The 25,444-nt window shown below is 66.1% G+C and carries 17 protein-coding genes; 4 read left to right on the top strand and 13 right to left on the bottom strand.

Annotated features, from left to right (window positions below):
- Nucleotides 1-17 precede the first annotated feature (17 nt).
- Entirely contained in the window at nucleotides 18-455 is a 438-nt protein-coding gene (locus F4Y45_14570; GenBank protein ID MXY25727.1) for a VapC toxin family PIN domain ribonuclease, read from the bottom strand.
- The gene (locus tag F4Y45_14565) at nucleotides 452-697 is read right to left on the bottom strand and encodes a CopG family transcriptional regulator (protein MXY25726.1); all 246 of its coding nucleotides are present in this window, start codon (nucleotides 695-697) and stop codon (nucleotides 452-454) included. The genes F4Y45_14570 and F4Y45_14565 overlap by 4 nt, the downstream gene beginning before the upstream one ends.
- Before the next feature lie 73 nt (nucleotides 698-770).
- Here F4Y45_14565 and F4Y45_14560 point away from each other — a divergent pair, with 73 nt between their 5' ends.
- The gene (locus tag F4Y45_14560; GenBank protein MXY25725.1) at nucleotides 771-1,655 is read left to right on the top strand and encodes an EamA family transporter; all 885 of its coding nucleotides are present in this window, start codon (nucleotides 771-773) and stop codon (nucleotides 1,653-1,655) included.
- Nucleotides 1,656-1,682: 27 nt separating this feature from the next.
- Complete coding sequence (locus F4Y45_14555) at nucleotides 1,683-2,813, top strand: Rieske 2Fe-2S domain-containing protein (protein ID MXY25724.1); 1,131 nt, start codon at nucleotides 1,683-1,685, stop codon at nucleotides 2,811-2,813.
- Nucleotides 2,814-2,824: 11 nt separating this feature from the next.
- On the opposite strand, the gene F4Y45_14550 is transcribed toward F4Y45_14555, so the two are convergent.
- Genes F4Y45_14550 through F4Y45_14540 form a run of 3 tightly spaced genes read right to left on the bottom strand, consistent with a single transcriptional unit; the run spans nucleotide 2,825 to nucleotide 7,126 of the window.
- Nucleotides 2,825-4,207, bottom strand: a complete 1,383-nt coding sequence (locus F4Y45_14550; protein MXY25723.1) for an NAD(P)-binding protein — start codon at nucleotides 4,205-4,207, stop codon at nucleotides 2,825-2,827.
- Between the two features lie 55 nt (nucleotides 4,208-4,262).
- Nucleotides 4,263-5,486 carry an efflux RND transporter periplasmic adaptor subunit gene (locus F4Y45_14545; protein MXY25722.1) on the bottom strand — a complete coding sequence of 408 codons (1,224 nt, stop codon included), beginning with the start codon at nucleotides 5,484-5,486 and terminating at the stop codon, nucleotides 4,263-4,265.
- A gap of 8 nt (nucleotides 5,487-5,494) precedes the next feature.
- On the bottom strand, nucleotides 5,495-7,126 hold the full coding sequence (locus F4Y45_14540; protein ID MXY25721.1) for a TolC family protein: 1,632 nt from the start codon (nucleotides 7,124-7,126) through the stop codon (nucleotides 5,495-5,497).
- Between the two features lie 86 nt (nucleotides 7,127-7,212).
- Between F4Y45_14540 and F4Y45_14535 the strand changes: the two genes are divergently transcribed.
- Nucleotides 7,213-9,234, top strand: coding sequence for a cytochrome P450 (locus F4Y45_14535; protein ID MXY25720.1), 2,022 nt, complete (start codon nucleotides 7,213-7,215; stop codon nucleotides 9,232-9,234).
- Between the two features lie 67 nt (nucleotides 9,235-9,301).
- Complete coding sequence (locus F4Y45_14530) at nucleotides 9,302-12,505, top strand: efflux RND transporter permease subunit (GenBank protein ID MXY25719.1); 3,204 nt, start codon at nucleotides 9,302-9,304, stop codon at nucleotides 12,503-12,505.
- Between the two features lie 36 nt (nucleotides 12,506-12,541).
- Here F4Y45_14530 and F4Y45_14525 read toward each other — a convergent pair whose 3' ends face one another.
- The 8 genes from F4Y45_14525 to F4Y45_14490 form a co-directional block, all read right to left on the bottom strand.
- Nucleotides 12,542-13,594 carry a methyltransferase domain-containing protein gene (locus tag F4Y45_14525; GenBank protein ID MXY25718.1) on the bottom strand — a complete coding sequence of 351 codons (1,053 nt, stop codon included), beginning with the start codon at nucleotides 13,592-13,594 and terminating at the stop codon, nucleotides 12,542-12,544.
- A 150-nt stretch (nucleotides 13,595-13,744) separates the two neighbouring features.
- Nucleotides 13,745-16,702: a TonB-dependent receptor gene (locus tag F4Y45_14520; GenBank protein ID MXY25717.1), complete on the bottom strand. Its 2,958-nt coding sequence runs from the start codon at nucleotides 16,700-16,702 to the stop codon at nucleotides 13,745-13,747.
- 54 nt (nucleotides 16,703-16,756) lie between these two features.
- Nucleotides 16,757-18,484, bottom strand: a complete 1,728-nt coding sequence (locus F4Y45_14515) for a PQQ-binding-like beta-propeller repeat protein (protein MXY25716.1) — start codon at nucleotides 18,482-18,484, stop codon at nucleotides 16,757-16,759.
- Nucleotides 18,485-18,594: 110 nt separating this feature from the next.
- Nucleotides 18,595-19,836: an ATP-binding protein gene (locus F4Y45_14510; GenBank protein ID MXY25715.1), complete on the bottom strand. Its 1,242-nt coding sequence runs from the start codon at nucleotides 19,834-19,836 to the stop codon at nucleotides 18,595-18,597.
- Nucleotides 19,837-19,927: 91 nt separating this feature from the next.
- Nucleotides 19,928-22,012 carry a PQQ-binding-like beta-propeller repeat protein gene (locus tag F4Y45_14505; protein MXY25714.1) on the bottom strand — a complete coding sequence of 695 codons (2,085 nt, stop codon included), beginning with the start codon at nucleotides 22,010-22,012 and terminating at the stop codon, nucleotides 19,928-19,930.
- Nucleotides 22,009-22,527: a hypothetical protein gene (locus tag F4Y45_14500; protein ID MXY25713.1), complete on the bottom strand. Its 519-nt coding sequence runs from the start codon at nucleotides 22,525-22,527 to the stop codon at nucleotides 22,009-22,011. Before F4Y45_14500 ends, F4Y45_14505 begins: the two co-directional genes overlap by 4 nt.
- 50 nt (nucleotides 22,528-22,577) lie before the next feature.
- Complete coding sequence (locus tag F4Y45_14495) at nucleotides 22,578-23,591, bottom strand: hypothetical protein (protein ID MXY25712.1); 1,014 nt, start codon at nucleotides 23,589-23,591, stop codon at nucleotides 22,578-22,580.
- Complete coding sequence (locus F4Y45_14490; protein MXY25711.1) at nucleotides 23,588-25,387, bottom strand: PQQ-binding-like beta-propeller repeat protein; 1,800 nt, start codon at nucleotides 25,385-25,387, stop codon at nucleotides 23,588-23,590. Before F4Y45_14490 ends, F4Y45_14495 begins: the two co-directional genes overlap by 4 nt.
- Between the last annotated feature and the right edge of the window lie 57 nt (nucleotides 25,388-25,444).

Raw genomic sequence — 25,444 nt, 5'->3', positions numbered from 1 at the left:
GGTCGGAAGCGAAAGCGTTACTCGACCAGCCTCACGGTCGACGCCAGAGTTGTCCCCGCCAGTGTCCGCCGGAGTCGGCCATCGAAGGTCGCGAGGCGACCACGATGGTGGGCCGCCAACGCTACGAGATGGAAATCAGTGACCTGCCCATGGCCCTGCAGGCGGCCTTTGACGTCATCGTCGAGTGAAATCCGCAGTGAGACATCGTCCGTCCAGAAACTGTGCCCACCGGCGTCGCAGAACTGCGAGAGTCGCTTCAACACGTCGGTGGGAGTCGTCGAGACAGTCGGATACGCCGAGTGTGACAACACGCGGCTACATCCGGCTTCCGTGATCGAGCATGTCGCCCAACCGGAGGCGAATTCCGTGCTGAACCAGTAGTGGGCGGCTTCGTGATTGACATGCCGCGGATCGAACAGCGCCACCAGAAAGTTGACGTCCAGTAGATGGCTCACGGTTCCTGGTCGCGAAGCCGATTGACCAGCTCGATGTCCGGAACGGCCTCCCGATCTCCGTCTCCAGCACCGCCGGCCGCGGAAAAGAGCGGCACACCGTTGCGAGTCTCCGGCGCGTCTTCCGGCTCCAGCGCCTTGAGAATCAGTTCCGACGCAACGGCGCCGAGCGTCTTGCCGCGCTGCTGTGCAAGCTGACGCACATTGGCCAGCGCTTGGGCGGAGAGGTTCAGCGTGGTTCTCATGGTCGGGCGCCTCTCCAGCTAGACTATCAAGTGGTGATGCGCCGCATCAAGCATCGCAAGGCCGTTGACTACGATGACCCAGCCGTCGCGCGTCGCGCTCGTGGCCGCCTTCGCCGCCGTCTACATCATCTGGGGCTCGACCTACCTCGCCATCCGCTGGGCCGTGGCGGAGATCCCGCCGTTCCTGATGGCCGGCGTGCGCTTCGTGGCGGCGGGCGCCGTGTTCGTCGCGCTGGCCCTGCGTTGGGGAGCAGCCCGGCCACCCGCCTACTATTGGCTGACCACCGGGATCATCGGCGTGCTGATGGCGACCGGCGGCAACGGCCTGGTCAGTTGGGCACTACAGCGGATTTCGTCCGGACTCGGCGCCCTGCTCGTCGGAATGGTGCCATTCTGGGTGGCCTTGGGCGACTGGCTGCGCCCCCGAGGCACCCGACCGCCGGCGCAGGTGATCCTCGGGCTCGTGATCGGGTTCACGGGGGTCGCGCTGCTCGTGAATCCCTCCGACATCGATGGCGAGCGCTCGCTCGACGCGGTCGGCGCCGGCGCGGTCATCGTCGCCAGCCTGCTGTGGGCGGCAGGCTCCGTCTATTCGCGCTACGCCCCACAGCCCGGGTCGCACTGGCTCTCGGCGGGCATGCAGATGCTGGGCGGCGGGGCCGCTCTCATAGCGCTATCGGCGGCGTCCGGCGAGATGGCGGAACTCGACTGGTCCGCCGTGTCACCCGCCGCTTTCGGGGCGTGGATCTACGTGGCGGCGTTCGGGTCGGTCGCCTACGGCAGCTACCTCTGGCTGCTGAAGGCATCGACGCCGGCCAAGGCAGCCACCTATGCCTACGTGAACCCGGTCATTGCCCTCGTCCTGGGGTACCTGCTCGCCGGCGAGACGCTGACGCTCTGGTCGTTCGGCTGCTCGACCATAGTCGTCGTCGGGGTGTTGCTGGTCGTGTCGCGGTAGTCCGGACCTCGTTAGGCCAGTTCGGACCTGAATGCCCCGTTTCAGAACGGTTATATTGAATGCGTGAGTGTTGCCGCGGCAACTCCAGCGAGGAAGCCAGCAGAACGTATCGAGGCTGCCGCTGAACGCTCGCTCTCGCCGTTTCCGGAGGGTTGGTACTTCGTTGCCAGCCGTGACTCGATACGCAAGGCGAAGCTGCTTCAGAGGACCTGGATGGGTCAGGATATCGTCGCGTGGTGCGACGATACGGACCGTGTTTGCGTGGCCGTCGCGATCTGCCCGCATCTGGGTTCCAGCCTCGGCCCGGCCGCCGGCGGCCGGGTGCGTGATGGCCGCATCGTCTGTCCGTTTCACGGCTTCGAGTTCGACATCGGCGGCCAATGTGTTAACACTCCTTTTGCAGAGCCACCCCGAACCGCGCAACTGAGAGTATTCCCGACGCGGGAAGTCCTCGGCATGATCTTCGCCTGGTGGGGGATCGATGGACGGCCACCGCAATGGCACCTGCCCGAGGACCCGCCGACGGGCGCCGACTGGTCGGAACTGGGATTCCGCACCCTGCGGTTTCCCGGGCACCCGCAGGAAACCACCGAGAACGTCGTGGACCTGGCGCACCTGCGGTACGTCCACGGCTACGGCAACGTCGACCGGGTCGAACCGGTGACCGTGGACGGCGCCTGTCTAACGAGTCGCTTCAACTTCAGGCGTACGCGAACCATCGCCGGGTTCGTGGAATCCGTATTCGACGTGTCCGCCACCGCCTACATCCTTGGGCTGGGCTACTCGCTGGTGCAGATTCGCGAGCACACCATTGGAATGGACGCCCGTTTGTGGGTGCTGGCGACACCCGTCGATGGCACTCACATCGACATGGTGCTGGTCGGCCAGATCCGGGAAATCCGTAAACCGAAACGGCCGATCGTCGGCTTGCGGTTCCTTCCGGTGAGTCTTCGAGGCAGGATCATGAACCGGATCATTCTGTCCGCACAGAAACAAGACGTCCTGCAGGACATCGTGATCTGGCAACGGAAACAGTACCGGTCCGTCCCGGCGCTGTGTCGGTCCGACGGGGAGATCGGAATGTACCGCCGCTATTGCAGGCAGTTCTATTCGGATCCCGGGGCTCGACACCGTCAGGGACATTCACTCGCCGGCTAGCAGGCTGTGCGTCACGCCTTTCTGAAGCGCCAGCCGTACATCATCCGCCCATAGAAGTTGAACCACTTCCTGGCTTCGGAATCCCGGAACGGGTAGTCGGCGCCGATCTGCCGGGCCGTGACGAGGCCGGTCACGAAGCAGGTTTCCTGGCTGTTCACCAGCGTGTGAGCGCCGCAGTGCCACGTGCGCCGCCTCCCCTGAATAAAGCGAAAGAGCTGGACCAGCAACGTCACGTGACGCACGTCGTGGACTATGTGCTGAAACCACCACCTCTTGACGACTTTGTCTTCGTCAATACGGCTGATCGGATTGTAGGTCACGAGGCACGGCTTGTCCGACCGGTTCGCCCAGGGCTGCTGGTTGTGCATGATGTAGGTGATTTCGTAGTTGTCCGGCCGCGAGCCATATTGCTCGATGTGGTTGCTTCGGGTGGCGAGCGGCTCGACCTCGTTCTCCGGGAGAACCGAGGCATCCGAATGCACGACGGTATGGTTGTGCAGTTCGCTCTCGTAGCGTATCGACGAAAGAAGCCAGCTCTCCAGAAAAGTCGGTGCGTCCAACATCATCAGCGTCTGGTTCGCGTTGCACGCGAAGACCACGTCGTCGAACGCCTCGGTGTCGCCGTTCTCGTCCTCCACGACTACCTCGGACGGACGCCGGTACACCTTTCTGACCGGGCGGTCGAGGTATATCTTGTCCCTATAGGCGGACGACATCTCCTCGTAAATGCGCCGTGTGCCCCGGTCCCAGGTCTGCATCGGCGTGGCGGTTTCGATATCGAAGAACTCCAGATACCGGGAGAACAGGGACGCGGGCATGTCGAACACGTTCGTCGCCATGAGGAAGTTGACGAACATGGGCTTCAGTATCTTGTAACGGAAGTCCCCCGAGAATCCGCCGAGATTGAGAACCGAGCCCATGCTGATGTAATTGAACGGGTTGAGGGCGTTCAGCAACCTGGACCTGGACCGGTTGAGCCGGCCAAACCACTTCAGCCGTTTCAAGACCTTCTGGAATCTTCGGATTTCCGGCTGCAACTGCCTCCTGATGTCGGAGTCGAAGTCGTGGGCATAGATGCCCCCGTGGTACTTCACGCTGTAACTGAACGTGGTATCCAGCAGTTCGATACCGTGTTGCTGCAGGAACAGAAGGACGTGGTGGTAGACGGAGGGAATGCACGCGGTGACGGAAATGTCGAACGGAATCGTGGTTCCGTCGTCCTGCGGCATGTCGGCGGTTACGGCGTTGCCGCCGATCCGGGGATGCGCTTCGAACAATCGAAAGTCGAATCGATCAGGATGGTGATGCAGGGCCCAGGCCGCCCCGAGGCCCGATACGCCCGCACCGATGATGGCAACCCTTCTCGGCAACGCCGCACCCCTTCCAGCTCCGATTCATGCGCTCGACAGAATCTGATCAAGGATCGCGGTCATGCTGAGACCGCTGCTTTCACGGCGCGTCTGCCGCGTCGGTCCGAACCGGCATGCCGTCGATGGCCACCTGGACTCCACCGACGATGACTGCCTGGCCTGCTTCGAGCCCGCCGGTCAGGAACACCTCGTCATCCGAACGCTGCAGGACCTGCACCGGAACAATCTGCACCGTACCGTCGCGCACCGCCCAGACCTCGTTTCCAGGCCTGAGGGCGGCCCGCTGCACCCTGAAGTACTCGTCCGGGGCCAACCCGTCGATTTCTACTTCCACGAACTTGCCGACAAGGAGGGGTGGCCCCGTGTTGTCCGCGGCCTCATCGTGACTGCCTGTCCCCATCGACGAGCCTCCCGCGAACGGATCCGGGACGCGCACAATCACGTCGATCGTCCGTGTCATCTCGTCGAGGGCCGCCTCGGCCCGGTCCACGTAGCCTTCCCACACGTAGTGCGCGTCGCCGTACTCCGCGATCACGCGAACCGGCACGCGCGGGTCGGCGCTACCGGCTTCCAGCTCCCAAAGGCCCGGGATGAGCGCCGCCTCGGCGTCCGACAGGGGAACCACGACCTCCACGGCGTCGGCGGCGTACAAACGCCCGACGCTCCGTCCGGCCGCGACGAACTGACCCACGTCCAGTGACTCCTCCAGCACGATGCCCGCGAACGGCGCATGGACTTCCGTGCGCGATAGTTGCAGCTCCGCCGCCACGAGCGCGGCGCGATCTCTGGCCAGCGTGGCCTCGGCGGCCTTCATCTGGGGCTCCCACAACGTCAGGGGGCTGGTCTCGGCGGCGGACGCGACACCTTCCCGCATACGTCTGAAGCGTTCGTACTGCGAGCGCGCGACACGGGCCTCTTCCGTCACCCGCAACAGTTCAAGCTCCTGAACGGCCATGCTCGCCCCCACCTGCTCCACCGTGTTGCGATAGTCGGCATCGTCGATACGAAACAGCAACTGGTCCGCGTCGACCCGCCCCCCGCTCTGGAAGTTCGAGGCTACCCACACAACCCGACCGGTGATCTCGGCCGCCACATCCACCTCCGCCCGCGGACGAACCGTGCCGGCTCCGTACACGGGAATGGAGCCGGAGCCAGCGGCCACGAGCGCCGTGCTTGCAAACGGGATGCGCGAGGGGACCTCCTGGCGCTCCGGCTCGGGTCTTTGAGCAACCAGAACCCAAGCCACGATCCCGGATCCGAGGAGGATGGCGATGACTGCCAGAAAGCTGACTGCTCTGTTCATCGGTTTCGTCAATCCTTGACTGTTTCTTCAGCGAATCCGTCGGCACGACCGAAATCCGACGCCTCGTTCGGCGCGGCTGGCGCGTCCGGCACGTCCGGCACGTCCGGGGCAACCCACGCTCCGCCCAGGGCGCGGTGCACGGCAAGGCGCGCCAGCGCCAGATCCCGTTGGACACCGATTAGCGCGGACTCGACGTTCAGGAGGGCGCGCAGCGCATCGAGGAAGTCAGCGTAGCCACCAATTCCCGAGGCGTAGCGCTCCGATCGGAGATCCAGGGTCGCCTGGGCCTCCTCCTGCCGGGACAACAGAAACGCGTGGCGCCGGCCCTCGCTCTCGAGCCCGGCCAGGGCCGCTTCGACCTCGTTGACGGCGGTGACCACCGTGCGCCCATAGGCAGCGGCCAGCTCATTGAAGCGGGCCTCCGCGAGAGCAACCTGCGTCTCGCGCCGCCCGCCGTCGAAGACCGGCTCCAGCAGGTTGGCCGCGAGATTGGTGAACCACTGGTTCACGTTGAACCAGCTGCCGATCTGCGCGCTCTGGAGCCCGATCGAGCCCGACAGGGAGAGCGTCGGCATGAGCTCCGCGACGCGGGCCTGCCTCGCGTAGCCGGCCGCATCGAGCCGATGGCGCGCGGCCTGCACGTCCGGCCGCTGCAACAGCAGGTCGGCCGGGATACCGGCGGGCACCGGATCCGGCGGCGGCGCCGGCGAGAGCGTCTCGGACAGGATCCCGTCCAACTGTTCCCGGTAGCCGCCCAGGAGCACGGCGAGGCGCGCTTCGGCGGCAGCGAGCTGTCGTTCCAGTTGCGGCACGCCGGCCTGTGTGTCCCGCAGCTCCTGGCGCACGCGGTACAGATCCAGGGAGTCGGCCAGTCCGCGGTCGTAGCGGGTCGCGGCCACGTCCTCGCGCTCCTGGAGGACCTCCACCATCTCGCCCGTCAAGGCAATCCGCCGCCGGAGGTCGACGATCTCGAAATACGCCGTGATCGTCTCCGACAGTATCCCGATGCGGACCGCCTGGAGATCCGACTCCGAGGCCAGGTAGTCGGCGCCGGCCGCCAGCCGGCTGCTGCGAACGCGCCCCCAGAAGTCCAGCTCGTAGGCGACGTCGGCGCTCAGGATGTAGTTGGTGAGCCCGAGGCGATCGGGCAGCGTGAAGTCATCGCCAAAGGCGCCGAGCAACTCCTCCAGTCCCAGTTCCTGCACCTGTGCGCCAATGCCCGCGTTGGTCGGCGACCGGAAGTCGTCCACGCCGGCCCGTGCCCCGACGACGGGAAAGATCGCGGCCTTGGCCAGCAGCGCCGTCTCTCTGGCCTGCTCAACCCGGGCCACCGCCTCCGCCATGTCGAAGTTGGAGGCCAGAGCCATCTCGATCACTTCATCGAGCACCGGATCGCCAAACGCCCGCCACCATTCCAACGGCTCATGAGCACCTGACGGAGCGGTCTCAGCGAATTGGCCGGGAACTTCCTGGAGCGGATCGGTCTCCAGTTCAGGCAATGCCGGCTTCGTACCGATCGCGCAGGCGGCGCAGACGCAACACGCCAGGACGGCCAATAGCCGCACACAATCAGTGGGGCGGGACAACCAGGAAGCCGCCATACGCTGAAACCCGGAACTCACGAACAGTATATCGGCCATGCTAATGTAGTCGAACACGTGGAGGGCGCCCAAAGCCTTTGACCTCCATAGGTTGAGTCGCTTCCCACGCTCGAGGACAGAGCACGATGAGCGCGCCCCCACAGTTCCCGATACGCATCGCCGAGGAGTTGATCCTCCTGATGCTGGACGAGCAAAGCGGCTATCTGGAAACCGCTCCGGACTGGAACTTCCAGTGCGTCATGGCCGGCGCGGTGCTCGCCGACCTGGCGCTGGAAGACCGCATCGACACCGATCAGGAACGACTGTATCTGGTGGATCCCACGCCCACGGGGGACAGCCTGCTCGATCCGGCGCTCAAGGACGTCGCCGAATCCGGCGAGGAATCGGACGCACAGTTCTGGGTCGAACGCGGCTCGCGCCACGCCGACGAAATCGTCGCAACCGCGCTGGACCGCCTGGTGGAGCGAAACATCCTCACTCACGCGAGCGGCGGATTCTGGGGGCTCTCGCGCTCCGTCGCCCGCTCGGGAGTCTTTCCCACCGAGGCGGTCGAGACTCGCGAGGAGTCCAAGACGAGAATCCTGAACGTCATCCTGAACAACGAGATCCCCGACCCACGCGACGGGATCCTCGTAGCCTTGATGCACACGTGCGGCGGTTTCAAGCTGTTGCTTGAAGAAGATGACTACCGGGAGTGCCTCGACCGGATCGAACTGGTCGCCAAGCTGGACCTCATCGGGCGCACGGTTGCCAGCGCCGTGGAGGACAGCACCGCCAAGCCGAAGACTCGTCGCGTTCTGCAGACCAAACCCATCCCGCGTCTCGGATTCGTCGACATGCTGCGGCAACGCGATTTCCTCTCGGGCAATATTCCGAAGGCGATGTACGGCATCTACCGAGACCATGGACCGGTCGTCAGAATGCCCTTCAAGATCCGGGGCGCGCCGGTGGTCGCCTTGATGGGTTCGGATGCCAATCATTGGATTAACAGGCACGGGCGGTTCTACTTCCGTTCCAAGGACTACATCGAAGGGCTGGAGAGGGCATTCGGCGCCTCCCGGAGCATGCCGGGGATGGATGGCGCAGAACACTATCGAATGCGCAAATCGCTCCAGAGTGCGTATTCCCGCGCCACGTTGGCGTCGCGGTTGCCGGAGCTGATAGACAACTGCCGGAAATCACTCAGTCGGTGGAAGGAAGGGGACGTCTTCCGCGGCACCGAGGACTTTCAAAACCACATCAGCAGCCAGATCTCCCATCTCACGATGGGAGTGGATTGCAGCCACTATGTTGACGAACTGTTGGCTTTTGAACACCGCGCGCTGGTGACGCGGATCCAGGGCGCTTTGCCGGATTTCATGCTGTCCACGCCGAGGATGAAACGCTACGGGAAGCATGTCAATAGGCTCCAGGAGGCGATTCTGGAATCGCACACGCCGGCCCAACGCAAGGGAAAGCCGCGGGACATAGCGGACGCGCTCCTCGAACTCCACAAGAGCGATCCACAGTTTCTTCCTGAAACCGACCTCACGTTTCCGTTCGTGGCGGCCATGGTTGCCAGCATCTATCTCGGCAGTGGATTGGCCTTCACCATATACAACATGGCTCGTCACCCGGACGTGTATGCAAGAGTTCGGAGCGAAGCCGAGTCGCTCTTCGGGAACGGTCGTGAACCGGAGGACGGCGATTTCAATCACGACAGCATCGACGTCACGGTTCGTCTCTGCATGGAGTCCTCGCGTATGTACCCCGTGATTCCCTGGCAGTTGAGAACGGTCATGAACGAGTGCATCGTCAGCGGCTACGAGATCCCGACGAAGACGATGGCGTTGATTTGCCAGACGGCGCCGCACTACGACGACGATCTGTACCCGGAACCGTCGAAGTTCGACATAGATCGGTACCTGCCAGAGCGAGCCGAACACTTGCAGCCGGGCGCTTACGCTCCCTACGGCCTGGGTACGCACATGTGCCTCGGCCATCGGTGGGTGGAACTGCAGATGGCTGTGAATGTCCTGCTCATCGCCCATCACCTGCAGCTCGAAGTGGTGCCCGCCAATTACAGCATGGGAATCAACCCGTTCCCGACCCTGGCCCCCAACAAGAAACTGAAGTTCCGCGTCGCCCAGATTCCGAATCCCGTGTGAGCGCGGAAGCGCGTAGCGGCCCAGCCGACCCCCGAGTGCTTTTCCAGACCCGCTCCGACCTTTGCCAATGAGCCCCAACCGAGGCGACCACGCCGAACCCGGTGGACCGATCGCCTACATGGCGAGCAACGGCGTCGCGTCCAATCTGTTGATGTTCGGCATCCTCGCGGTGGGCCTCGTGTCGCTGACCGGCCTCGAGCAGGAAGCGTGGCCCACGGTGCCCTTCAACCAGTTCGAAATCTCCGTGGCGCTCCCCGGAGCAACCCCCGAAGAGGTGGAGGAGGCCATCGTCGTCAAGATCGAGGATGAGGTCCGGGGACTGGCCGACGTGAAGACGGTCCGCTCCGTAGCGGCCCCGGGAATGGCGTCCGTCAGGGTCGAATTCGATTCGGGGACGGACATGGGCGCGAAGAGGGATGAAGTCGAGTCGGCGGTCGGGCGCATTCAGACGTTCCCGGGCGCAGCCGAACGGCCCCAAATCCGGGAAATGACCAACGCCCAGAGCATGATGCGTCTCGTCCTCTACGGCGACGTTCCCGAGCGCTCGCTGAAAGAGCTCGCCTACCGTATCGAGGACGATCTCGCTTCGCTCCCGGACGTGTCCCAGGTCGAGACCAGCGGGGTTCGCAACTACGAAATCTCGATCGAGGTGCCGCTGCAGCGGCTGCGAGCCCTGGGGCTCACGCTGACCGATGTCGCCAGTACGATTCGCCGCGGTTCCCTGGACCTGTCCGCGGGCAGCATCAATACCGAGCGGTCCGAGGTGCGGGTTCGGACGCTCGGCCAGAGCTACGATCAGCAGGATTTCGAGAACATCGTCATCCTCGGCCGCGAAGACGGCACGGTGGTGCGCCTGGGTGACATCGCCGAGGTGCGCGACGGCTTCGAGGATTCCGGCTTGCTCGTCCGGCACGAGGGGCGCCCCGCCGTGTTCGTCGAAGTCTCGCGAGCCGACGGCGAGAGGGTGATGGACGTGGCGAGCGCTGTTCGTGACTACGTTGCGAACGAGTTGACCCCCGCGCTTCCCGACGGGGTGGGCATCAACATCTGGAGCGACGACTCTTCGATCTTCGTGGAGCGCGGCCTCCTTCTCCTCAAGAACGGAGCCTTGGGGCTGTTGCTGGTCTTGCTCGCGCTCGGCCTTTTTCTCGAAATCCGGCTGGCGTTTTGGGTCGCCGTCGGTCTCGGCGTTTCCGCGATCGGCGCCCTGGCCGCCATGATGATGTTCGACATCCCGCTCCATGAGGTGTCGCTGTTCGCTTTCGTGCTTGCCATCGGAATCGTCGTGGACGATGCGATCGTCGTGTCCGAGCACATTCACCTGGAACGAATGCGCGGCACGCCGGGGGTTGTTGCAGCGATCCGGGGTGCGCGACGCATCAAGGTGCCGCTGATCTTCGCGGTGCTGACGACCGTCGTGGCGTTCCTGCCGCTGCTCTTCATACCCGCGGGCTTCGGAGAGGTCTGGAAGGCACTGCCGATCGTCGTCATTGCCACGCTGTTGATCTCGCTGGCCGAATCGCTGCTGGTGCTGCCCAACCACCTCTCCCATCATGTGCACGGTCCGGATTGGGCGCCCACTACACGCGGGGAACGATTCGTTAACCGGATCCGGAGTCGTGTCGATTCCCTGTTGCACCGTTTTGTGCAGGGACCCCTGGACCGGGGAATCCAGTTCGCGACGGACTGGCCCGGGGTGACGGTCTCGGCGGCCGTTGCGCTGCTCGTCGTGAGCGTTTCCCTCATTCCGGCCGGTATCGTCCGGTCCACCTTTGCGACCGAGGTCGAAGGCGATTTCGCAATCGCCACTCTCGAAATGCCGGACGGAACGACCGCGCCGCAGACGTACGCCGTGGCGCAGGAACTCGAATCAGCCGGTCGCCGGGCCGTGGAGCGGCTTTCCGAAGGCCGGCCCGCGGATGCGCCTCCTCTGCTGTCCGGCGTTACGGTCGTCGTCGGTCAGCGTTCGCGGATCGAAACCGGGGGCCTCAACCCCTCGCCCACCCTGAACCCGGAAACCAACATCGCCACCATCGAGTTCAAGCTCCTGAGCGCGCAGCAGCGGCGCATCACTTCGGGAGAAGTCGTGCAGGCATGGCGCGAGGAGGTGGGTGTCCTGCCGCAGGTGCGCGCGGTCACCTTCATCAGCGAGATCTACACACTGGGGAACCCCGTCGAGGCCGCGCTGTCCCACCCGGATCCGGAACGCCTGACCGCGATGGCGAATTCCGCCGTCGCGGACCTCGGCGGAGTCGGAGGCGTCTTCGACATACGCTCTGATCACACTCCCGGTATCCCGGAAGTTCAGGTGGGATTGCTTCCCGATGCGCGCACCCTCGGCCTCACGCTTGACGATCTTGCCTGGCAGACGCGAGCCGCTTTCTTCGGCGCGGAAGCCGTCCGGGTGCAGCGAGGACGTGAAGAAGTTCGGGTTTACGTGCGGCTACCCGAGGAGCAGCGCAACTCGATTACCGACGTCGAGAGATATTGGCTCCGTACCCCAACCGGCGCCGACGTGCCGGTAAGCCGCGTGGCTTCGCTGAGTTCGGGCACATCGCCGCCGGCCATCCGGCGCCAGGATGGCCAGCGCATTGTCACGGTGACCGCCGATGTGGATGCCAGTGTGGTTTCCGCGGCGACCGCCAATGACATTCTGGAGAACACCATCCTGGCGGAACTCATCGACGAAAACCCGGAACTCACGTACACCTTCGGAGGTGAACAGCAGCAGCAACTCGACTCATTGGGCGGTCTCTATCGCGGATTCGCGATCGCGTTGCTCATGATCTTCGCGCTGCTGGCCATTCCGCTGCGCTCCTATACCAAACCGTTCATCATCATGGCCATCATCCCGTTTGGGTTCATCGGCGTGATCCTGGGTCACTGGGCCCTGGGGGTGGCGCTGAGCGCGGAGTCCTTTGTCGGGATATTCGGCCTCGCCGGCGTGGTGGTGAACGATTCCCTGGTGATGATCGATTTCACCGATCAGAAGCTCAGGGAGGACATTCCGGGACGAACCGCGATCATCGAGGGTGCGAAGGGACGCTTTCGCCCGATCATGCTGACTTCCCTGACGACCTTCCTCGGCTTCACCCCCCTGATTCTCGAGGACGCGATTCAGGCGCAGTTCTTTGTGCCCTTCTCCGCCTCGATCGGCTGCGGCATCCTCTTCACAACGGTGATCGTCATGTTCCTGGTACCCGCGCTTTCCTCGCTGCACCTGCGCCTGACCTCGACGCGGCAAGAACTGGCCCGCAACGCCTCCACTTGACGGGCGCTCGGGGGCAGGGCCCCAAGGGGAACGGGGCTAACCCGACAGCGGCCGGCGCGCCAGGAAACAGTAGAGCGGCGTGAAGATCCCTGCCCTGCCCCCCGCGACATAGGCATTTGCGGTCCGATCCAGCAGCGCGACCACCTCCGCCGAGCCCTTCGGGAACACACCGAAGAACTCGGCCATCCTGATTCCCCACCGCGTCGCCTTGCGGCCTATCGGAATCCGGCGGAAGGCGCCGCCCGGCAGCCCGCGCCGGGTGTCCATGGGCTGATACCACGATGTGCCCGGGCCGCGCTGCCGGGCGGCGAGGTCTTCACCCTCCACGACTTCGAATCCCGCGGTTTCGAGCGCCCGGTTCACCTCCCCGCACGTCGCAATGTCCTTGAGTGCGATGCCGTGCCTGAGCTCCCGCTTGATGGCGCGGTGCAGGTCGCGCCCAGGGTCGTACAGGTCGGTCATGCACATTTCCTGACCCCAGAAGAGGGCGCCGGGCTTCAGGACCCGGTAGATTTCGGCGAACGCGCCAGCCTTGTCGGGCGCATGGCAGGTTGACTCGATCGCGTAGCCCCGGTCGAAGGTCTGATCCGCGATCGCGCTCATGTCCATGAAACTGCACCGGAGGCAGTCGGTCTGGTCAGCGAGCCCCGCGGCGGCATTCAACCGCCGGGCGGTGTTGCACTGGACTTCACTGAGGTTGATCCCGACAACACGGACACCGGACTCGCGGGCAACCCGGCGCATCGGACCGCCGATCCCACAGCCGACATCCACGACCGTCATGCCCGGACGCAGTTCGAGCTTCGAGATCATGGATTTCTGGTGCCGGATCTTGGAGTCCTCCAGGCTTTCGCGAGGAAACAGCGGCGCGAAGTGCAGGGATTCTCCCCAACCCCAGACCATGAACTCGGTACAAAGGTCGTAGTACTCCCCGACGGTCCGCGTGTGGTCGTACCCCCCGGCGGAATCCTCGTCGGACACCCGGTCGGTCCATCCCTCGAAGTCCTGCACTCGGTGCGCGACGTTCGAGCCGTCGAACGCGGTTCTCAACCCCTCGGATAGTTCGCGGATTTGTCTGGTGCCCTTCATGGCCGCGTTCCCGCTTTCCCACCCCCCAAACAGTGGCTAGTGTATTGCAGGGCGCCGCCGGCAATCCCAGTTTCGAGCCCAACGCGCAAGAGGCGCGGACGCAACACGCCGTGACGACCACTAGCCGAACCGGGATCACCGACCTTGCCGTCAGAACGCGATGCGCAGGCCGAGCTGCGCCTGGCGCGGAGCGCCGACGAGCACGCCGGCAAGGCCGAACTCCGGGTTCGGGGTCACGCCGTCGTTCTGGAAGACCTCTTGCTGGTCGGCGTGCCCGACCCGGAAGGCGCCGGTGTTCAGGAGGTTGAAAACCTCGAAAAGCCCCTCCACCCGCGCTCCGGCCAGTTGAAAGTGCCGGGTCAGCCGCAGATCGAGGTTGGTCCACGACGCGTTCCGCTCGCCGTTCACGGGCGCGAGCTCGCCGTCGACCACCGCCCGGGTCTGGGCCCCATGCGGACCGATGGCGAAGCCGGGGTGGTTGTGGAAGCCCACCGCCGGATCGAGCGCGGTAAAGGGAGCGCCCGACTGGGCCGTCAGAATCGCGCTCGCGGTGACGTCGAAGGGCAGAGCGAAGATGCCGCTCGCCACAAGGCGGTGGGGGATGTCGCGGATCGAGAGCCCCCAGTCGTAGTCAGGATCCGTGGGGTCGGTGAGCGTCAGGCTCCCCGAGCGTTCGTTGTCGTCGTTCGAGCGGTCGCGCGACCACGTGTAGTGAGCCTGGAACTGGACCCCGTCGCTGAAACGCCGACGCAGGCCGGCGGTGAGCGCCAGGTAGTCGGAGCGGGCCGGTGAGGCGCGCACCAGGATGGGCCCGTAGGCCGGGTTGATGCGCTTGCCGGCGTATACCGGCCGCCCGAACGGGTCGCGTGTCGGCGCCGGGACGTTCGCATCGAAGTTCGAGGCGAGCGAGTCGCCCCGCGCATGCAGCAGATCGAACGAGGCGGCGAGGTTGCCGCCGAGCTCGCGCTCGTACCCGACGTTGACGCGGATCGTGCGCGGATCCTCGAAGCCGGGATCGAAGTGGCTCAGCGCGGGAATCAGGCCGGCCGGCGGGCTGTCGTTGGCGATCGGCGAACCCAGGGGCACGAAGCCCGTGTCTCCCGGCGACACGATCGCGTTTCCGTAGCGCGGATAGATGCCGGTGTCGCTGTGGGCGGTCGAAAAGAGCAGCGTCGGCGTGCGAGCGTAAAAGACCCCCGCCGAGGCCCGGACGACGCTCCGCGAGTCGGGCGACCAGACCACGCCGGCGCGGGGTGAGAAGTTGTCGAGATCATCGGGGATGCGTCGCCCCGCGGGCAGCACGTGCTCGATCCCGCCGGGGTTCAGGGTGCCGTCCCAACGGGCGCCGATCTGCAGCGTGAGGCTCCGGCTCGGGCTCCAGGAGTCCTGGACGTAGGCGCCGAGAATCTGCTGGGACACCTCGAAGTTGGGGTTCTCCATGATCCCGAAGAAGATGATGGCGCGCGCGGGCGTGCCGGCAGCGAAGTCCTGAAGCGTGTCGAAGTCGTAGTTTCCGTCGGCGTTCCCCGCGAAGAACTCGCTCAGGGCGTCGTGGCTCAGGGAGAAGCCCGCGCGCAGCTCGTGGTTCCCCGATACATAGGAGAACCGCTCCTGGATCTCGAGCTTGTGCTCGTCGTTGGAGACCGGCAGCCACCAGGGTTTGCCGAAGGATCCGAACGACGGATAGAAGATGCTGAAGTGCGCCTGAAGCGCGCTGTCGGGCAGGTGCGACCGACGGTCGAAGTCGTCGTAGGCGAACTGGGCGCGGAGCTCGTTGACGCCGCTCCGTCCGACCATCGAGACGAGCTCGCCCACCGTGGAGTGGCTCTTCACGAACCGCCGTGATTCCTCGCCGACGAAGTCCGACACGCGCGAATAGCGGGTGAAGTTGTAGCGCAACGCGAGCGAGTGCCGGTCTGTCGCCCGGTGATTGAGCTTGCCGAACAGAATCAGGTTGTCGGTCTCCCGCACGAATCGTCCGCTCGCGGTTCGTCCGTTGTGGGGGTCGGCGGCGGCGGCCCCGTCGTCGTTCGGCACGTAACCGGCCAGAAGCTCCGGGAAGCTCCCGAGGACCGCGTCGTACTGCCCGCGTCCACGGATGTGCCTGAGGAAGGGCTGGTTCTGGGCGGTCTGATCGTAAGAGACGAAGAAGTGGGTGCGGTCGCGCCGGATCGGCCCGCCGAGGGAGGCCCCCCAGTTGTAGCGGCGGAACTCGTCCACCTCGTAGCGCAAGTCGTCCGCGGGCACGCCGCGGGCGGCGTCGAGCGGCGAACGCGGCAGCCGGGCCGCCAGTTGATCGTCGCGCCCGAAGAGAACGACGGAACCAGCCAAGTCGTTGGTGCCGCTCTTGGTGATCACGTTCATGGCGCCGCCGCCCGAGCGGCCGGCTTCGGCCGAGTACCCGCTCGTGACCACCTGGAACTCCTGGACGGATTCCTGCGCGACCAGAGCGCCGCCGCCCTCCCTGGCCAGCCCGCCCCGCCCGAAGCCGAAGAACGCGCTCTTCGCGTCGGCGCCGTCGATGGTGAATCCCGAGTTCACTGCGCGCTGGCCGCTGAACGACAGCCTGCCGCGCGCGTCCACCTGCACCGTCGGCATCAGGAGGGCGAACCGCACGAAGTCACGGCCCGAGATCGGCAGATTGGCGATCTCTTCCTCGTTCACGTACCCGGCCACGCCCGCGCGCCCCACTTCAAGCAGCGGCGTCTCGCCGACGACCAGGACGGTCTCCTCGACCGAGGCGAGGCCGAGCCTCAGATCCACGTCGAGGCTCTGCCCGACGAGGAGGCGGATATTTTCGCGGCGAGTCGTGCGGAATCCCTCCAGGGTTGCGACGAGGTCGTACCGCCCGCCGGGAATCGCGCGGAGGACGAAGAGGCCTTGCCGGTTCGTCACCGCCATGCGGCGCTGGCCTCGCTCGAGGTCCACGAGTTCGACCGTCACCCCCGGAAGGAAGGCCCCGGTTTCGTCGCTCACGAACCCCTGGACCGATGCGAGGGACTGAGCGGCACCCGTCGTGGCAACGGCGAAGATGAGGGAAACTGTGACCGTGGCAACCCCACATGCCTGCCGACGACGACCGCGCGTACGATATTGGAGACTTCGCAAACTGCTACTGGTGCGCCCGGATCCGGCCGCCGGCGGGGTTGGCTGTGGCCCCTGCTACTCCTCCGGCAGCGCGAACACCCAGACGACGCCGCTCCCCTGCGGGAGCGTGATGTCGGTGAGCCGGGCGTAGGAAGTAGTCTGACCGATCCGGCCGCCGGCGCCGACTGCAAGGTACTGGCGGCCGTTGATCTCGAAGGTGACCGGCGCGCCGGAGATGTCGCCGTTGAGGCGCGTTTCCCAGAGCAGGTCGCCGTTGTCGGCGTCGAGTGCGAAGAACCGGCGGTCCGCGGTACCGCCGAAGACGATGCCGCCGGCGGTCGCAAGCGCCGACGCGGTCATCGGCGCTCCGCTTTCCGGCCGGTACTCCCACGCCCGCTCACCGGAGACCGGATTGAACGCGACGAACTCCCCGATGTAGTCGTAGCCGGGAACCATCTTGACTCGGCTCCCCATGCCCCGATAGATGCGCCCCGGTTGGTACTCCTCCGAGACAAACGTCACGTCCATGCAACTGTTGTTGATGCCGGTGTAATAGAGGCCAGTCTCGGGGCTGAAACTCGGAGAATTCAGGTTCCGCGCGCCATGGAAGTGGGGGCACACCTCGAATATCCGGTCCGAATCGACGTCGTCCAGGGTCGGTATCTGCTCCGGATTGAAGATCGGGCTGCCGGTGTCGGTCCAACCGGTGATGATGTTGTCGTAGCCGGTCCGGAACGCGTTGATGAAGCGGCCGGTCTCGCGGTCGAGGACGATACCCCAACCGATCTTGCTGGTCTCGATCAGCGCCTTGTGCTCGACGCCGTTGATGACCAGATCGACCAACATGCTTTCGTGCGTCGCATCCATGTCCCAGTTGTCGGACGGCACGACCTGGAAGTACCACTCGATCTCGCCGGTGTCGAGGTCGAGGGCCAGGATGCAGTTGGTATAGAGCGCGTCGCCGGGTCCCCGCAGGGTGGACGCCCACGGCGTCGGCTGCCCCGTGCCCAGATAAACCAGGCGGAGCTCCGGGTCGTAGCTGATCGTGTTCCAGGTCAGCCCGCCGAGCGGCGGAATCTCGCGCTCGGTCCAGGTCTCGTAGCCCGGCTCTCCCGGAGCCGGCACGGTGTACGTGGTCCAGATGTGTTCGCCGGTCTCCGCATCGTGGGCCACGACCACTCCGCGTCCGCTCCGATCACCCCCCGCGAAGCCCAGCACCACCTTTCCGTCAGCGATCAAGGCGGGGTGGCTGTGCCCGAGGCCGCTCGTGTAGTCACCGGTGCTCACCTCCCAGCGCTGTTCGCCGGTCAGGGCATCCAGCGCGACCAGCGCGGCGTCGGCGGTCCCCCAGTAGATGGTGTCGCCGTAAACCGAGACGCCGCGATGCCGGCCGAGCGCCTGCGACTTCTCTATGTCCTCCGGGTAGCTCCGCGTGTGCATCCAGGCCACGTCGCCCGAGACCGCGTCGAAGGCGATCACGCGGCCGCTCCCCTCGGAGACATACATCAGCCCGTTGGCCACGATCGGCGTCGGCACCCAGCGGCTGTTGTCCCGTACCGACCAGGCCCAGACCATGCGCAGGTCGCCGACGTTGTCGCGGTTGATCTGATCGAGCGGACTGAACCCCGTCACGTCGTAGGTCCGCCGGTAGTTCATCCAGTCCCCGTCCTCCGGGTTGAGCAGCCGCTCCTCGGTGATCGGCTCCCAGGCCCGATCCTGCGACTGCGCGCTCGCGTCGGCCTGGAGCATCAGGAAGGTGGCCAGGCACACCAGCACTACTCGGCAGCGTCCCATCTCTCGCATCGTCCGTCTCCTCAACCGAGCGCCGGGGCCCGGTTTCGTTCTCTAATCCCGAACTCGGGCATCATCCTCCATGCGGGCGGCCGGCGCAACAGCGGCTCTGCCGGGACAAGCTACACCACCTGCCACCACGGCACGGCCAGCACACCATCGCCCATCCACTGCATGTCGCGGCCCCCGTGCAGCAGCAGGCCCCCGGCGAACTGATCTCGATATTCCTCGCGAAACAGCCGTAGGCCGCGCATGTCCGCCAATCCGGGAGTCGCGTCGGCCTTCACCTCGACGGCCAAGAGCCGACCGCCGGCTTCGACGACGAAGTCCACCTCGCGATCCGTTGTCGTCCGCCAGAACAGCACGTCCGGAGCCGGCGCCTGCCCGTCGCGCCACACCAGCAGATCGGTCAGGACGAGATTCTCGAGGTGCTCGCCCGACGCGCCGTTCGCACCGCTCAGCCAGAGCGCGAGGGCCGGATCGCTCCAGTAGAGCTTCGGACTCTTGACCAGCCGCTTGCTCCGGTTCACCGAGTACGGCGGCAGCGGCACCAATTGGAAGGAGGTCTCCAGCAGGCTGAGATGGCGTTGCACCGTGGTGCGCGGCAACTGGAGATCGCGTCCGATGTCCGCCTGGTTGATCAGGCCGCCGAGACGATGGCTCGCCACGCGCATTAGCCGCCGGAAATCGACCAGATTACTCACCGCCGTCAGGGCCTGCAGATCGCGCTCCAGATACGTGCGGACGTAGCCGTCGAACCAGAGCGACCGGGCGTCGACGGCGCCGAGCTCGACCGCCGGCGTGGGGTAGCCGCTGACGCACACTTCGGTCCGCCAGGCGGCGGGCGTCTCGTTGCGCGACTCGAAGAAGTCCGGCCAATCGGCAACGGGAGCGGCGAGCAGATCGGACCAGACGCCCGGGCGCCCGCGCCCCAGCCGCTCCTGGCGGCAGAGCGGCCAGAGGTTCAGGTACGTCGCCCGGCCCGCCAGCGTTTCGGACACGCGTCGCATGAGCAGCAGGTTCGCCGAGCCGGTGAGCAGGAAACGGCCGTTGCGGCGCGGCCGGTCCTCGTCCACCGCGCGCTTGACGGCGAGCAGGAGGTCGGGCTCGCGCTGCACCTCGTCCAGGGTCAGCCGCGGCGCGCTGCACACCAGGTCCGGCGCGGCCCGCCGGGCCCGCTCGTGCGTCTCCGGATCGTCGAGGGTAAGGTAGAGGCGGTCGGCCAGAAACGGCTCGGTCCGCGCGAGCGTGCTCTTGCCGGTCTGGCGCGCGCCCATCAGCACGACGACGGGGAAGGCGTCAAGCGCGCGCTTCAGCAGGCCGGCCGCGTATCGAGGCAGGTAGCTGGGCACCGACCACGACATGGGCCATTATCGCCCGCACTGTGGGCAATATGCAAGCCAGTGCAGCGGAGATAGCCGTAACGCCGCCAGCGACCCCGGCAGATCGATCTCCTCAGCGCAAGGGCAGGCGCAGCGCGGCGAGCGATCCGGGAAGATCCGGTCCCGCCACCTGAACGACGATGTACTGCTGGCCCTCGTGCAGGTAGCCCATCATTCCGTACTGCCCCGAGGCGGGAAGCTCGACCGTGCCCAGGCGCTCGCCGGTCCGTTTGTCGATGGCGTGCAGACGGGGCGTGCCGCCGGTTCCCTCGGCCGTGATCAGCAGCGTCTTCGTGACCATCGTGACGGCGTGCGATCGCCGGCCCGTGTTGGGCACGTCGAGGCCCCGCAGCGCCGGATGGTTGCGGATGTTCTCCGGCGTGTCGCCGTTCGGCGTCTCCCAGAGATGCTCCCCGGTGTTCATGTCGATGGCGACGATGCGGCTGTAGGGCGGCTTGAAGATGGGCAGCCCCTGCGGCCCACGGAAGTCGCCGCGGTTGACGACCGCGAAGTCGGCGATGGTTCGGCCGGTGGTCTTGATGTCGGCCGGCGCGTCGATTAGTTCCCCCGGCACGATGTTCTCGGAGCGGCAGCCGCGTTGCGTCGAGACGTAGAGGATGCCGGTCTCGGGGTCCGCCGACGTCGGCCCGAAGATGTTCGACGCCCCGCTCGGGCAACTGACGAACGAACGCAGGCCCGACGGATGGCCCCGCTCGATCGGCGGATTGAAGATGGGCCCGATCCGGTAGTTCCGGACGATCTCGAGCGCCTCCGCCCGCAGCTCCGGCGTGAAGTCGATCAGGTCATCCTCGGTGAGGCCCTGCATCTCGTAGGCGGCCGGACGGGTCGGCATCGGCTGGGTGGGCGAAAGCTGCTCCCCCGGCACCTCGGACTGCGGTACCGGCCGCTCCTCGATCGGCCAGATCGGCTCGCCCGTCACCCGGTCGAACGTGAACGCCCAGCCCTGTTTCGTGGTCTGGACCACGATCTCCCGAGGCCGGCCATCCACGGTGACGTCGAGGGCCACCGGCGCGGTCGGATTGTCGAAGTTCCAGATGTCGTGGTGCACCGTCTGGAAGTGCCAGGCCCGCTGGCCGGTCTCGACGTCGAGGGCGATGACGCTCGTCCCGAACAGCCCGGCGCCAGGACGGAAGCCGCCGTAGAAGTCGATGGTGGGCGGATTGGTCGGCACGTAGACGAGCCCCCGTTCCGGGTCGGCGGAAATGGGAGCCCAGGACGAGACGTCGCCCGTCCATTCCCAGGCGTCGTTCTCCCAGGTCTCGTGCCCGAACTCGCCGGGACGCGGGATGACGTGGAACTTCCACTTGTGTTCACCGGTCCGCGCGTCGTAGCCGAGAATGTCGCCCGGCACGTTCTCGATGCGGGTCTGGTTGTAGCCCTGCTCGGCCGAGTTGCCCACCACGACGACGCCGTTGACGACGATGGGCGGCGACGAGCTGGTGATGTAGCCCAACTCCCGCGGGATGCCGAAATCGGGATCGTAGGCGCCGTCCCAGCTCTCCCAGGGTCCCCAGTCGGCGATCAGGTCGGGCAGCATGTCGACGACGCCCGTCTGCGGGAAGCCAGGCAGCGGCACCGGGCTGCCCCAGTTCTCCAGCGGCCGCCCGGTCGTCGCGTCGAGGGCGTGAAGGAAGAAGGCGGGACTGATGATGTAGAGGATGCCGCGGCCGTCCACCTCGGCGTAGGCCACGCCCTTTCCGTAGCCGTTGCGCATTCCGCGGTCGAAGCGGGTGGTGTGCGGCTCGCGGTAGGTCCAGAGCGTCTCGCCGGTGGCCGGGTCTATCGCCACCACGTTGCGGCGCTCGCCGGCAACGGTATAGAGCACGCCGTCGACGTAGATCGGGGTCGAGCGCGATGTCCCGAGCGTGCCCGGGCCGAAATTGTCGCCCCGCCACACCCAGGCAACCTCGAGGTCGTCGAAGTTGTCGGCCGTGATCTGATCGAGGCCGGAGTAGCGCGTGTGCGCGGCGTCGCCGCCGATGTAGCGCCACTCGCCGGCCGGAGTCTCACCTCCCTGCGCGCTGGCCGAAACCGGCAGGAGCCGCGCGCCAGCGACCACGCCGGCCGCAACCGCGGCCACTGCCATCACCGCCACGAGGAAACCAAGGCGATTCCGGACGCTTGCAACCCGTCTCATGGCGCCTCCACGATCTCCATACCGCGCAGCTCCTGCATGCTGGCCGACAAGTCCGTCTCCCCGGCCGGATAGCCATTCAATTGCAGGAGGTAGGCCACCACCGCCGCGTACTCCGCGGGACGGAGGCTTCCCGGATCACCCTCCGGCATGAGGGTCGCGATGGTGTCGAACAGGTCACCGGCGGTCTGGCCGACCCACGTCAGGCGGAACCGCCCGCCGGAGAACTCCCCGGTGTCGTGACAGGCGGCGCAGACCTGCCGGAACGTCTGCTCGCCGCGCGACGCCTGGGCAGCGCTGAATACCCCTTCCGCTACCGAGGCGTGCGACTGCCAACCTGTCGCGCCCCGAGACGCAGCGCGGGCCGGGCGCCCTTTTGGCTCGGCCGCGGGAACCGACACCCAACCCGCCCAGATGACGCCGATGACCAACAGGATCCCCAAGACCGTGGGACCACGCCCCGCGCGGCTTCTTCTACTCGCTCTCGTCCTCATGCGAACCTCGCGCCGTGCGGCCATGCGCCCGGCACGCAGCCACTCCCTGTCGTGCCTGTCCTGCCGGCGCACCCCTATCGCGCCGGGAAACGCCCAATGCGATTGCCTTCGGCGACCTGCCCCACCCAGATCTCGTCACCGACCTGGATCGCGGCGGTGCCGAGGATAAGCAGGCCGTTCGACGGATAGTTGACGACTTCCTCCGCCGTGTTGTCATCGAGGTTGATCCGGGCGACGCGCGACGACACGCCGTCGCACTGCCCCTGCCGGATGCACAGGCCGATCGCCTCGCGGGTCGGTCCGATGTGGCCAGCCGCGAGCAGCGTGTTCCCAGGACCCCAGCGCACGTTGTCGATGTGGAAGCCGACGGGAATCGGGTGCTTCTCGGGCGGGGTGCGATTTCGCGAGAGGCGGATCAACGCCTGATCGCCGTAGCCGCCCACGTAGTACCACTTACCGTCGCGCGACAGCTCGATGCCGTTCGGCCCGATCTCCTCGCTCCCGGGAACGCGGGTCCAGCCATCACCCGACTGCCATTCCCACATGTCGAGCGTCCTGGGGCTGGTCGCGGTGAAGCCGCCGTCAGGCAGCGCCACGACGGAGTTGAGTCCGATCCCCTCCGGCGCAACCGCGCAGCCCACCCAGGTGAGGACCGGCTGCGACCCGGTTGCATCCAGCTCGAAGACCTCAATCGACTCGCGCCCACCGTGGCCGACGACATACAGCGTGTGGCGGCCGCCGCTCCCGGGGCGGAGGTTCAGACCGTGCGGCCGGATATTGGATGTCACCGGGCCCGGGCAGTCGCCGTACATCGAACGGTCATGCCGCGCCCCGGCCGTAGCCGGGAAGATGGTGACGGTGCTGTTGTCGCGGATGTCGATCGCCTGAATCGGCCCGTTGTCCACCATGTTGGGGACGATCACCCAGGGGGAATCGGGCACCTGCGCGAAGTCCTCCGGGCTGACCGGGCCGCAGACGAACTGCACGTCGCCGTCGGGCGCACACTCCTGCGCCGCCGCGGGCGGCATGGCGCCGAACAGCAAGATGGCGGTGGCGCATGCGGCGCCGAGGAAAGTCAGTCTGCTCATGATGGACCTCGCTTTTCTTGTTCCGGCAAAGCAAAGACGAAGAGGTTCGGGGTGGTGCTGGGCCGCAGCTCCGGCGTCAGATCCAGGAAGCGGCCAGTGCCGGTGCTGACCGCGATGTACTGACGGCCATCCACAGCGTAGCTGATCGGGAAGCCGGAGACGGGAGAGCCGAGGTTGACCTCCCAGAGAGTATCACCCGTCTCCTGATCGAACGCCCGGAAGCGTCCGTTCACGTCGCCGCCGAAGACCAGTCCTCCGCCGGTGGTAACCAGCGACATCGTCGCCGCCCGCTGCTGGTAGTTCCAGACCACCTCGCCGGTCTCCGCCGAGATGGCCTGCACGCTCCCCACGTCGTCATAACCGGGCGCGAGCTGCGACTTCCAGGCGATGGCGTACAGCCGGTTCGTCCGCTGGTCCGGATCCTCCGCCATCATCTGGGCGCAGACGTTCCGGAGCGGCATGTACATCATGTTGGTCAGCGGAGAATAGGCGCCCGCCTCCCAGTCCTTGCCGCCGCTCGCGTGCGGGCAGGCAAGCACCTGCTGGCCGGCGGACGTGAAGATCAGTTCCGCATTCTCCGTGACGTTGCCGGTCGCGCCGTCGATACCGCTCACGACGTTCTGCGTAATCGTGGGCGTCGCCCAGAGGAACTCGCCGGTGGCGCGATCGAGGGTGTAGACGATGCCGGTCTTGCCGGGGATGCCGGTGACGACGCGGCGTTCCTCGCCGGGCCGGATGCGCGGATTGATCCAGCTCACGGCGGACGCGTTGGGGCGGACCGGCGTGTCCAACAGGATCCGCTCGAACGGATGGTCGAGATCCCAGTGATCGTTCATGTGCTGGTAATGCCAGACGATCTCGCCGGTATCGCCGTTCAGGGCGAGGGTGGAGTTGTGGTACAGGTGCGTCAGGTCGGCGCCGCCCAGCATGAACTTCGGCGCCGGTGAAGTGACCGACGTGCCCACGTAGACTAGGTTCAGTTCCGGATCGTAGCTCGGGACCATCCACGAGCCGACGTGCCCTCTCTCCTCGAACGGCACGTCGCCCCAGGTCTCGTTGCCCGGCTCACCCGGACCGGGGATGAGCCGGCGCCGCCACAGTTCCTCCCCGGTTGCCGCCTCGTGCGCCGTGATGACACACCCGTTCGGACCGCCCCGCGGATCGCAGCTCCGCCCCGAGTAGACCTTGCCGTTGGCGACGATCGGCCCGGACGTCTGGTTGGCCGGGTTGACCGTGTAGTCGAGGACCTGCGTCTCCCACACCACCGCGCCGGTTTCAGCGTTCAGCGCGTAGAGGTAGTCGTCCATGCTCGTATTGATGATCAGCTCGTCGTGGATGGCGATATTGCGGTTGGTGTCGATCAGACTGCCGATCATGTAGTCGCCCAGATCGTCCGGGCGGTTGCGGCGGTATTCCCAGATCAGGTCGCCGGTCACCGCGTCGATCGCCTGGATGATGTCGCGCGGGTTCGGCATGAACAGCACGCCGCCACGCACGAGCGGCGTTCCTTGCTGCCGTCCCTCCCCCATGCCGCGAGTCCAGACCATCTGGAGGTCGGCTACGTTGCCGCGGGTGATCTGGTCGAGCGGGCTGTAGCCCCAGCCGTTGTGGGTCCGGCGCCACATCAGCCACTCGTCCGGGCTCGGAGCCTGAAGTTCCGCGTCGGTCACGGGCCGGATGCGATCGGTTTCCTGCGCGAAGCCCGCCAGTCCCGCCGCCGCCACCAGCGCGGCGGCGAGACCGCACACGGGAACCGACGGGCGGAACCGGAACGACGGCAAGCCGGATGCGAGCATGGCGCCCTCCTGTGGCTTCTGATGCCCGTTGATTATTACTCCAGAAGCCGGGCGAGT

Source organism: Acidobacteriota bacterium (assembly GCA_009838525.1).
Lineage (GTDB): Bacteria > Acidobacteriota > Vicinamibacteria > Vicinamibacterales > UBA8438 > VXRJ01.
The sequence above is the reverse complement of the archived record's forward strand: the minus strand, read 5'-3'. Positions and strand labels throughout refer to the sequence as shown.